General features: G+C 64.1%; 9 protein-coding genes. 3 read left to right on the forward strand and 6 right to left on the reverse strand.

The window, feature by feature from the left end:
• Window positions 1–208: 208 nt before the first annotated feature.
• The 6 genes from NKH35_RS27185 to NKH35_RS27210 form a co-directional block, all read right to left on the reverse strand.
• Window positions 209–1,612, reverse strand: a complete 1,404-nt coding sequence (locus NKH35_RS27185; RefSeq protein WP_027049165.1) for an MATE family efflux transporter — start codon at window positions 1,610–1,612, stop codon at window positions 209–211.
• 187 nt (window positions 1,613–1,799) lie between these two features.
• The gene (locus NKH35_RS27190; protein ID WP_352916994.1) at window positions 1,800–2,561 is read right to left on the reverse strand and encodes an SDR family NAD(P)-dependent oxidoreductase; all 762 of its coding nucleotides are present in this window, start codon (window positions 2,559–2,561) and stop codon (window positions 1,800–1,802) included.
• A gap of 28 nt (window positions 2,562–2,589) precedes the next feature.
• Complete coding sequence (locus NKH35_RS27195; RefSeq protein ID WP_023683576.1) at window positions 2,590–3,402, reverse strand: ABC transporter permease; 813 nt, start codon at window positions 3,400–3,402, stop codon at window positions 2,590–2,592.
• Window positions 3,402–4,265: an ABC transporter permease gene (locus NKH35_RS27200; protein ID WP_352916997.1), complete on the reverse strand. Its 864-nt coding sequence runs from the start codon at window positions 4,263–4,265 to the stop codon at window positions 3,402–3,404. Before NKH35_RS27200 ends, NKH35_RS27195 begins: the two co-directional genes overlap by 1 nt.
• A gap of 62 nt (window positions 4,266–4,327) precedes the next feature.
• The gene (locus NKH35_RS27205) at window positions 4,328–5,491 is read right to left on the reverse strand and encodes an ABC transporter substrate-binding protein (RefSeq protein ID WP_023732676.1); all 1,164 of its coding nucleotides are present in this window, start codon (window positions 5,489–5,491) and stop codon (window positions 4,328–4,330) included.
• Window positions 5,472–6,608, reverse strand: coding sequence for an ABC transporter ATP-binding protein (locus tag NKH35_RS27210; protein WP_023732677.1), 1,137 nt, complete (start codon window positions 6,606–6,608; stop codon window positions 5,472–5,474). Before NKH35_RS27210 ends, NKH35_RS27205 begins: the two co-directional genes overlap by 20 nt.
• Window positions 6,609–6,721: 113 nt before the next feature.
• Here NKH35_RS27210 and NKH35_RS27215 point away from each other — a divergent pair, with 113 nt between their 5' ends.
• The 3 genes from NKH35_RS27215 (at window position 6,722) to NKH35_RS27225 (ending at window position 10,045) form a co-directional block, all read left to right on the forward strand.
• Window positions 6,722–7,531, forward strand: coding sequence for a helix-turn-helix transcriptional regulator (locus NKH35_RS27215; RefSeq protein WP_023732678.1), 810 nt, complete (start codon window positions 6,722–6,724; stop codon window positions 7,529–7,531).
• A gap of 95 nt (window positions 7,532–7,626) precedes the next feature.
• Window positions 7,627–8,544: an AraC family transcriptional regulator gene (locus NKH35_RS27220; protein ID WP_023732679.1), complete on the forward strand. Its 918-nt coding sequence runs from the start codon at window positions 7,627–7,629 to the stop codon at window positions 8,542–8,544.
• Between the two features lie 229 nt (window positions 8,545–8,773).
• On the forward strand, window positions 8,774–10,045 hold the full coding sequence (locus NKH35_RS27225) for an ABC transporter substrate-binding protein (RefSeq protein ID WP_023693095.1): 1,272 nt from the start codon (window positions 8,774–8,776) through the stop codon (window positions 10,043–10,045).
• Window positions 10,046–10,145: the final 100 nt, after the last annotated feature.

A 10,145-nucleotide genomic window follows, 5' to 3' on the forward strand; every position in this document is an offset into this window, starting at 1 on the left:
TAAGCCCGCGACGCAACCGTCAGAATTAGGCGCGAAGCAGCCATTCGTGATCTGGCGTTCAAGTGTCAGCTACGGGTCGGATGCTGCTATTCGCCAAGCCTGGTTCTGGCGGCTTGTTGGACGTTTCGTGGGCAGTTCCGAGGGCGCCGTTTAATGAGCCACAATGTCAGGACATGGCGGCCGCCGGGCGTCGGTGGCCGTTCTGCCTTCAATGCCCGAAGACGAGCGGTGGCGCGATGCGGTTACGCCGCAGCCAGCGCGCGAGGAGCAGCACCGCCACCACGGCCAGCCCCGACGCCAGGCCGATCCAGATGCCGACGCCGTGCAAGCCGAAATGGAAGGCGAGCAGCACGCCGAGCGGCAGGCCGATGCCCCAATAGCCGATCGCCGCGTAAATCATCGGCACCTTGGTGTCGTGCAGGCCGCGCAGCATGCCGGCGGCAACGGCCTGCGCGCCGTCAAAGATCTGGAACAGCGCGGCAAAGGCCAAGAACGACACGGCCAGCGCGATCACCCTGGCATTGGCCGGATCGGTCATGTCGATGAAGGCGCTGATCAACAGATGCGGCCACAGCACCATCACCAGCGCCATCAGCGCCATGGACGAGACGCCGATGACGAAGGCGGTCCAGCCGGCGCGCGAAACGCCGGCCGGATTGCCGGCGCCGTGGGCCAGGCCGACGCGCACCGTCACAGCCTGGTTGAGGCCGAGCGGCACCATGAAGGAGATCGAGGCGATCTGGATTGCGATAGCGTGCGCGGCGAGCGAATCCGCATCGATCAGGCCCATCAGCAGGGCTGCGGCGTTGAAGATCGTCACCTCGAAGGCGAGGATGCCGGCGATCGGCATGCCGAGCCGCAGCAGACCCTTGAAGCGCGGCCAGTCGGAGCGCCAGAAGCGGCCGAACAGGCGGTAGCGGCGGAACTTCTTCTCCAGCATCACCACGGCTGCCAGGCCGCAGAACATCAGCGTGCTCGACAGCGTGGTCGCCAGCCCCGAACCGGCAATGCCCATCGAGGTGACGCCGAGATTGCCGAACATGAACACCCAGTTGAAAAAGGCGTTGCAGGCAACGGCGACGAAAACGATGACCAACGCCCAGCCTGGCCGCTCCAGCGCCGAGATGAACGAGCGCAGCACGATATAGCCGTAGAACGGCAGCACCGCCCATTCCAGCCAGCGCAGATAGATGCCGGCCTGGTGGGCGAGCGCCGGCTCCTGGCCCATGGCCAGCAGAATGGCCTCGCCATGCCACAGCACGATCCAGATCGGGATCGAGATCAGGATCGCCAGCCACAGCCCTTGCCGCACGGTGCGGCGCAAATCGCGCACCGAATAGCGGCGGCGGCCAAGCTCGGTGGCGATCATCGGCGAGGTCGCCAGCATCAGGCCGAGGCCGAAGATCAGCGGCATGAAATAGAGGTTGGCGCCGAGCGCGCCGCTGGCCAGCGTGTCCGCGCCCAGACGCCCCATCATCATGACGTCGGTGGCGGTCATCGCGGTCTGGCCGAGATTGGTGAGCACCATCGGCCAGGCCAGCGCCAGCGTCGCCCTGATTTCCTGACGCCAAAGATTTTCCGGCGCACGAGCGCCGGCTTCGATCGCAGACATTGTCCTGCTCTTTCCGATTGCGGCGCGTCGGCAACGAGGCCGGAAGCCGCACTTCCAAACGGCAAAACCTTCGGTTTCGCAGCGTTTGCGTCGTTCTATTGGACGAAATGCGGCATGAAGGCAAGGGAGGACGGGCAGCCGGCGATTGAGCCAGAGGCGGGAACCCTCCTATCCGGCTGCCCTTGGGTCAACCGATGCTTTCGCCGCCGTCGATCACCAGCGCCTGGCCGGTCATGAAGGATGAGCGGTCGGAGACGAGGAACAGGATCGCTTCGGCGATCTCTTCGGCGCTCGCCCAGCGCCCCATCGGGATCTTGGTGCGGACATAGGTCTCGATCGCCTCGCGGCCGCCCATCTGGGCGATGAACGGCTCGTTGAAGGGGGTGTCGACCCAGCCGGGGCAGAGCGCGTTGACGCGCACATTGTGCCGGGCATAGTCGAGCGAAATCTGCCTGGTCATCGCCACCACGGCATGTTTGGACGTGGCATAGGCGATCATCTCGCGGTCGTAGAAGACGCCCGAATTCGAAGCCGTGTTGAGGATGACGCCGCCGCCTTGCGCGACCATTGCCGGCATGACCAGCCGCGCGGCCAGAAACTGCGCCCGTACATTGATGCGCCATGACGCATCCATACCATCGACCTCGACCTCGGTCAGCGTGCCGCCGACCTGGATGCCGGCGTGATTGTGCAGAATGTCGATGCGGCCATACTTGCCGAGCGTGCCGGTGATGAGCTGCCCGACCGCGGCGTCGTCAGAGACGTCGGTGACAATCGCCTCGGCCTGCCCGCCCACTGCCCGGATGTCCGCCGCCGTGGCCTCGCCGCTGGCCAGATCCCGGTCGGCGATGACCACCACAGCGCCTTCCCTGGCCATGATCATGGCGCCGGCGCGGCCGATGCCGGAACCGGCGCCCGTCACCACGGCGATGCGGTCTCTAAGGATCATGAATTTGTCTTTCAGCTGGATGGCTTGTTCAGTTTGACGGCTGGCGCTGGCGCAGCTGCCATTGGGCAAGCACCACCAGAAGAACCGAGGCGACGAGCACGATGGTGGCGATGGCGTTGATTTCCGGCGTCACGCCGCGCCGGATCGAGGCGAAGACATAGATCGGCAGCGTCGTCTGCGCGCCGGCGACGAAGAAGGCGACGATGAAATCGTCGAAGGAGAAGGTGAAGGCGAGCAGGAAGCCGGCGATCACCGCCGGCATGATCTGCGGCAGCACGATCGAGCGAAACGTCGTCAGCGGCGTGGCGTAGAGATCGCTCGAGGCCTCGACCAGGTTGCGGTCGAGGCTGGCGAGACGCGTGCCGACGATTATCGTCACCAACGCCATCGAAAACAGGCCGTGGGCGGCGATGATCGATCCATAGCCGAGCGACAGGCGCGGCGGCTGGTCGTTTGGCCAGATCGAGGCGAGGAACGGGTTGAGCACGCCAAACAGCTGGACCAGCGCGACAAGCGTCGAGATGCCGATGACGACGCCGGGAACGACGATCGCGGCACCCATCAGCGCGTCGAAGACGGCGCGGGTTCTGAGCCCGACCCGCGCCAGGCCGAGTGCCGCCGCCGTGCCGCACACCGCCGCCAGAAGGGCGCTGGTGGTGGCGATGAACAGGCTGTTCTTCAACGCCTCGACCAGGAACGGGTTCGACAGCGCCGTGCCGTACCACTGCACCGAAAAGCCGGTGAACTCGCTGGCATGGCGGCCGGCGTTGAAGGAAAACAGCACGACCAACGCGATCGGCAGATAGAGGAAGGCGAAGACGGCTGTGACGAAGGCGCGCATCAGATCAGATCCACCCTGCGGGCGCCCGACACCCGTGTCGAAATGCGGTTTGCCGCGATCAGCACCACCACCGAAACCGCCACCAGCGTGATGGCGATGGCCGATCCGAACGGCCAGTTGCGCGACTGCAGGAACAGGTCGACCAGCGCATTGCCTATGAAGAACACCTTGCCGCCGCCAAGCAGCGTCGGGATCAGGTATTCGCCAAGCAGCAGGATCATGACCAGTGAGAAGCCGGTCATGACGCCCGGCAGCGACAGCTTCAGCGTCACCCCCAGAAAGGTTGAGAGCGGGGTCGCGCCGAGATCGGCGGAGGCTTCCAGCAGCCTTCGGTCGAGCCGCTCGAGACTGACATAGATCGGCAGGATCATCAGCGGCAGATAGCCGTAGACAATGCCGAGCAGCACGGCGCCCGGCGTGTTGATCAGCCTGACATCCTCGAGACCGACAAAGGCCAGCAGCGCGGGAATGCCGCGTCCGCCCAGAATGTACATCCAGGCATAGGTGCGCATCAAAAGGCTGGTCCAGAACGGAATGACCACGAGCGCCAGCAGGATCAGCCGCCAGCGTTGCGGCGCCTTCAGGGCAAGGTAGTAGGCGACGGGGTAGGCGACGAGCAGGCAGGCAAGCGCGCCCACCGGCGCCAGCATCATCGTGTTCCAGAAGGCGGTTGCCCTTGCCGGGAGATTGGCGTATTGCGCCAGCGTGAAGGCGGCCTGATAGCCGCCCTCCGGCGCCCGCTCGCCGACGCTGAACACGGCAATGGCGATGAACGGCAACACCAAAAACACCACCAGCCACGCTGTAGCCGGAGCGAGCAGCAGCGCTGTCAGGATGTTATACCGAAATCTGTTGCCGTGCATGGAAACCGCCCCGATGCCGGCGGACATAGGCCCGCCGGTTTTCCGTTTGCGTCAGGCCAGCCTCAAGCCGACTTGAAGCGCGCCATCAGTTCGGCGCGGCCGGGGTCGGTCAGCGTCGCCGCCGCACCAAACTCCAGCGGTGTCAACAGGTCGGCCGCCGGGTAAAGGATCGGATTGTCGAGCACTTCCTTGGGCAGCAGTTTGTTGACCCGCGCGTCGGTCGAGGGCGCGCCATTGGCGAGATGCTCCTTCACAGCAACCTCCGGGGTCATCAGATAATTGAGCAAGGCATAGCCGGCCGGCTTGTTCGGCGCGTCCTTCGGGATGGCGTAGAAATCGGTCCAGATTTCCCCGCCCTCCTTGCCCAGCACGTAGGCGATCTCCGGGATATCGCGATGCAACTGCGCGCCGTCATTCGTCCAGCACATGGTCATCCAGGCGTCGCCCGCCCGCATTCCCGGCTGGTAGTCCGAAGAGACCGCGAACAGATGCGGCTTGACCTTGAGCAGCAGTTCCTCGGCCTTGGCAAGTTCATCCTGCTTCAGCGAGTTGAAGGAATAGCCGTAATATTTCAGCGCGTTGCCGATGGTGGTCAGCTGGTAGTCATGCACCATGGTGCGGCCATCACCCTCAGCCATGGCAACGTCCCAGAATTCCTTCCAGCTCGTCATCGGCTTGGCCAGCTTCTTGGTGTTGACGGCAAAGCCCGTGGTGCCCCAGTTCTTCGGCACCGCGTAGGTCGTGCCGTCGATCGTGCCTTCCCCAGTGAAGCGCGGGTCTTCCTGCGTGCCGTCGAAATTCGGCAGCTTGGCCATATCGAGCGGATCGATGATGCCGAGCTTCTTGTAGGTCGAGATCGTGTAGTTGGTCGGCACGAACAGGCTCCAGCCCGAGGCGCCGGCCTGCAGCTTGGCCAGCATCTCCTCATTGGAGCCGAACACGTTGACCTCGACGGCGACGCCGGTGTCCTTCTTGAAATTCTCGAAGGTCTGCGGGTCGTGATAGTTCGGCCAGGTGGCGATCGACATGCGGTCGCCGAGGTTTTCGGCGGCGAAGGCCGGCGTCGGCATGATGCCGAGCTCGCGCGCCATCACCGCGGTTGCGATGCCCAGGCCGGTGAGGCCGAGGAAATCGCGGCGGCCGATCGAGCCGCGCTCCAGGCGCATCAGCTGGTCGACGAAGTTCTCGGGGCTAATCGGCAGTCCGTCACGATATGATTTCGACATTTTTTGCTACCCTCTGGTTGGTCCCGTTGTTCTTGTTCTCCGGAAACGCCAGCGGCGTCCCAGAGGCAAAGCCGATGGCGACGGGTTCGCCCGGCTTGAAGAGATTGCCATGGCCGATCACATGGTCGGCCTTGGCCAGCAGCGTTCCGATGCCCTGCACCTCGATGGCGTATTCCGCCGTCGAGCCCAAGAAGATCCGGTTGCGCACGATGCCCTTGAAAGGGCTGCCTTTGGTGGAGCCGAGGCTTAGCGATTCAGGACGCAGGCTGACGGAAACGGTCTCGCCCTGCTGCAAGGCGGTTCGTTTGCGCGCGGCAATGACGGTTCCGTCCGTCAGCGCCACATTGACAAGATCGCCTGTATGCCCGGCAACCTTGCCGCTCAACAGATTGGTCTTGCCGACGAAGTCGGCGACGAACAGGTCGGCCGGCTCGTCATAGATCTCGCTCGGCTGGCCGAGCTGTACGATGCGGCCGCCATTCATGACGCAGACGAAGTCGCTCATCGACAGCGCTTCCTCCTGGTCGTGGGTGACCAGCACGAAGGTGATGCCGATCTCGCGCTGCAGGTTCTGCAACTCGATCTGCATATCGGTGCGCAGTTTCTTGTCGAGCGCCGCCAGCGGCTCGTCGAGCAACAGCACGGCCGGCTTGTTGACCAGTGCGCGCGCCAGCGCGACGCGCTGCTGCTGGCCGCCGGACAGTTCGTGGATCTTGCGGCCGCCATAGCCGGCGAGCCGCACCATTTCGAGCGCCTCGCCGGCGCGACGGCCGATTTCCTGCGACGACAGGCGTGGCCGTGCCTGGCGCAGCCCGTAGGATACATTGGCTTCGACATCGAGGTGCGGAAACAGCGCATATTGCTGGAACACCATGTTGACCGGGCGGCGATAGGGCGGTGTGCCGGCCATGTCTTGGCCGCGGATGAACACCTGGCCTTCGCTCGGCTGCTCGAAGCCGCCGATCATGCGCAGGCATGTGGTCTTGCCGCAGCCGGACGGTCCGAGAAGGGCGACAAAGGCGGAGGGCGGCACAGCCAGATCGATGCCGCTGACAGCGGTCACGGCGCCATAGCGCTTGGTGACGCCGCGAAACTCGATGTCGGGCACTGCGGTCAAAGTGCTGGCTCCAGCAACAGGGCTATTTCAGGACGCTACCAGAGCCGATGGCGGCTAGTATATACCTCGCAGGTGGTTTATCTTATCTATTTTCTCGTTTGAGGGGGTATAGGTTGAGTGCGTCCCGCAGCGACGAATACAGCCGGCTCGCAGCCCTTGTCGCGGCAACGCGAGAGACCAGCGGCGAAATGTTCGGCCAGGCAATGGTCGATTGGCTGAGCCAGCATGTCAGCTTCGACCACTGCGTTATCTTCGGCTATCGCGGCGCATCGCGACCGCCGCTGCTGTTCGAAACCTTCTCGCCGGCCGAGAGCCATGTCTTCGTCACGCTCTATCAGGAAGGACCTTATCTGCTCGACCCATTTCATCACGCGGCGGTGGAGCGCAAGGAGGGGTTCTGGCGCATGCGCGAGCTGGCGCCCGACCGCTTCTATGCCAGCGAGTATTTTCGCACCTACTATAGCCAGACAAGGCTGGCCGAGGAGGTCGGCTTCTTCGTGCCGCTGCCCGGCAAGGATGCGCTGGTGCTGTCGCTGATGCGATTGCACGCCTCGGGTCCCTTCGGCACCGCCGATGCCAGGCTGCTGCGCGACATGGCGCCGGCGGTCATCAACTTCGCCCGGTTGCGCTGGCCCGCACTTTCGGCCGAGGAGCAGGACGAAGCGGAGCAGGGCGAGACGATCGCCGCCGTCAACGAGTTCGACCGCGCCCACATTTGGGAAAGCCTGTCGCTGACCCCGCGCGAAAAGCATGTCGTCGATCTGGTGCTGCAGGGGCATTCCACCGAGTCGATCGCAAGAGCCATGCGCATCGTGCCGGGAACGGTGAAGGTCCATCGCCGCAACATCCATCGCAAACTCGGCATCAAATCCCAGGCCGGGCTGTTCGCCCGCTTCATCGAGATCATCGAGAGCCGGCGTTGAACTCGCTGAGGCAGACATCGTTCACTTGCCGGCGACAGACTGCTACGGATTACCCGAAACCGGTCCGCTTCCTCATTCGCCCCGGAGAACAGACGATGGCATTCAGGCGCAGAAAGAACACGGCCGCGATCCCTCGCACGGTGCCCGCTTTCGAGCACATCGTCACCGAGGCGAGCGACAGTTTCCTGTGGCGGCTCGACGACTATCCCTGGGAGCGCAATGTCTGGAATTTTCATCCGGAATACGAGATCCATCTCCTGAGGAAGTCTTCCGGGGTCGCGCTGGTCGGCGATCACATCGGCGAATTCGGGCCGGGCTACCTGAGCATCGTCGGCGGCGGGCTGCCGCATGACTGGGTGACATCGGTGCAACCCGGCGAGCTGATCGAAGGACGCGACATCGTGCTGCAATTCGATCCGCAGCGGCTGCGCGGCTCGGCGGGACTGCTGCCGGAACTGCGCGAACTGGAACCGTTCCTGGAGCGATCGCTGCGCGGCATGCTCTTCCATGGCCGCGCCGCGCTCGAAGGCGCCGCGCTGATGGAACGGATGGGCACGGTGCACGGGCTCGCCCGGTTTTGCCTCTTCCTCGAACTGGTCGATTTGCTGGCTAGGACAGACGAATACGAGCTTTTGTCCTCGCCGGATTTCTCACCCGCGCTCGACGCAACCTCGCTGGACATCATCCAGCGCACGCTGACCTATCTCTTCCAGCACTTCGCCGAGGACCTGAAGCTGCCGGAGGCGGCGGAGCTGGCGGGGATGAGCGAAAGCACGTTTTCGCGCTTCTTCCAGAAAAACACCGGCAACAGTTTCAGCGACCACATCGCCAAGCTCCGGCTCTGGCAAGCCTGCAAACTGCTGGCGGACACCGATATTCCGATCACCGACATCTGCTTCCAGGTCGGCTACATGAACATCTCCAACTTCAACCGCGCCTTCCTGCGCAAGCACCGGATGACGCCGTCATCCTACCGCAAGCTGTCGAAGCAGCGGATGACGATGCGCGCCTGAAAACCGGCCTTCCTCACTCCATCGGTACTCATGTGACAGAGGCCGTGCAGGCGGGCCGGATTTTGCAGCGCACAATGCATAAAAGTACAGGTCTGCTGCAACGGGGCTTCTAGCGCGGCCTTTAGCAACTCCTCATTTTGGCGATGGGTGGCTTGTCGCTCGGGCGATGGCGAGGATCGCGCAACCGAAGACTTCCGCTTCCTGCGACTGTTCCTGGAGGAGAAAATCAATGAAACCAATTCGGCTCGCTGCGAGCATAAGCGCAGCTTTCATGCTTACCACGACCCTCTCGACCATGGCGCTGGCGGCGCCGGTCTGCTCGGCGCCGGTCAAGGTGCTGGCGCAACCGCGTGACGGGCTGACGCTGCTGGAAGCGTCCAAGGACGAGTTCCAGAAACTGGCCGGCGCCAGCTTCCAGATCGACTATCTCAACGAGAACGACCGCCGGGCAAAGTCGCGCGCCGATGCGTCCACGGTCGGCAACTACAACGTCTACTATGTCGACGAAGCCAATGTCGCGCTGTTCGCCTCGTCGAAATGGATCGTGCCGCTCACCGACTATTACCCGGCTGACTACGACTACGCCGATTTCGACCCGGGCCGGCAGAAGGTCGCCACCTATGACGGCAAGGTGTGGTTCGCGCCGCTGACCGGCGGCGGCGACCTGATGGTCTACCGCAAGGACATTCTGGAAGCCGCCGGCATCCAGCCGCCGAAGACGCTGGACGAGTTGATCGCCGACGTGCCGAAGCTGACCGATCCCGACAAGGGCATGTACGGCATCGCGCTGCGCGGCGCGCGTGGCTCGGGCGCCAATGTCTGGCGCTGGATGCCGTTCTTCAAGGCCTATGGCGGAAAATGGTTCGACGGTGACAAGCCGGCTTTCAACTCCGAGGCCGCGGTCAAAGCGACCGAGACCTATCTTAAACTGTTCAAGGATTCAGCGCCCGGCACGCAGACCGGCAGCTGGGATGAATCGACCGGCGCCTTCCTGTCGGGCCAGGTTGCCATCTTGGTCGAATCGACGCCGCTGTCGGGCATGGCGGTCGACCCGAAGACCTCGCAAGTGGTCGGCAAGATCGGCTTCCTGCCGCCGCCCTCGCCACTGACCGGCGGCGGCTACGGCCACGGCCTCGCCATCGCCGCCAAGGCCAATGCCGATGACGCCGCGAAGCAATGCGCCGGCCTGTTCATCGCCTGGGCGACGTCGAAGGAGAACGAGAAGCGCCGGCTCGACGCGCACCAATTCGGCGAGCTCAACCGCACCAGCGTGCTGTCCAGCAAGGAGTTCGCCGACATCTATGGCGCCGATCTCGGCCAGGCGCTTGCCGATACCGGCAAGGTGACGGCGGTGAACTTCTGGCAGGATCCGCGCTGGCCGGATCTCGGCGACCGCTGGGGCATCATCCTGGAAGAGCTGGTCACCGGCACGCGCACCGACGTCAAGGGCGGCCTCGACGAACTCGAGGCCTACGCCAACGAGCTGGTGAAGAAGAAGTAATCCTCCCGCCCGCGGCGCGCGGGGCACCGCCGTGGGGCCGGGGGCGGGGGCGGGGGGCCCCGCGGGGGGGCGCCAAAAGGGCAGCGCGCGGCGAGGGGAT

The organism is Mesorhizobium sp. M1143, from assembly GCF_040318435.1.
Taxonomy (GTDB): domain Bacteria; phylum Pseudomonadota; class Alphaproteobacteria; order Rhizobiales; family Rhizobiaceae; genus Mesorhizobium.

Coding starts and splice junctions, on each gene's coding strand:
- NKH35_RS27220 (WP_023732679.1), top strand. CDS start 7,627: ATGGCATTCAGGCGCAGAAAGAACACGGCCGCGATCCCTCGCACGGTG.
- NKH35_RS27195 (WP_023683576.1), bottom strand. CDS start 3,402: ATGCGCGCCTTCGTCACAGCCGTCTTCGCCTTCCTCTATCTGCCGATC.
- NKH35_RS27185 (WP_027049165.1), bottom strand. CDS start 1,612: ATGTCTGCGATCGAAGCCGGCGCTCGTGCGCCGGAAAATCTTTGGCGT.
- NKH35_RS27205 (WP_023732676.1), bottom strand. CDS start 5,491: ATGTCGAAATCATATCGTGACGGACTGCCGATTAGCCCCGAGAACTTC.
- NKH35_RS27200 (WP_352916997.1), bottom strand. CDS start 4,265: ATGCACGGCAACAGATTTCGGTATAACATCCTGACAGCGCTGCTGCTC.
- NKH35_RS27225 (WP_023693095.1), top strand. CDS start 8,774: ATGAAACCAATTCGGCTCGCTGCGAGCATAAGCGCAGCTTTCATGCTT.
- NKH35_RS27190 (WP_352916994.1), bottom strand. CDS start 2,561: ATGATCCTTAGAGACCGCATCGCCGTGGTGACGGGCGCCGGTTCCGGC.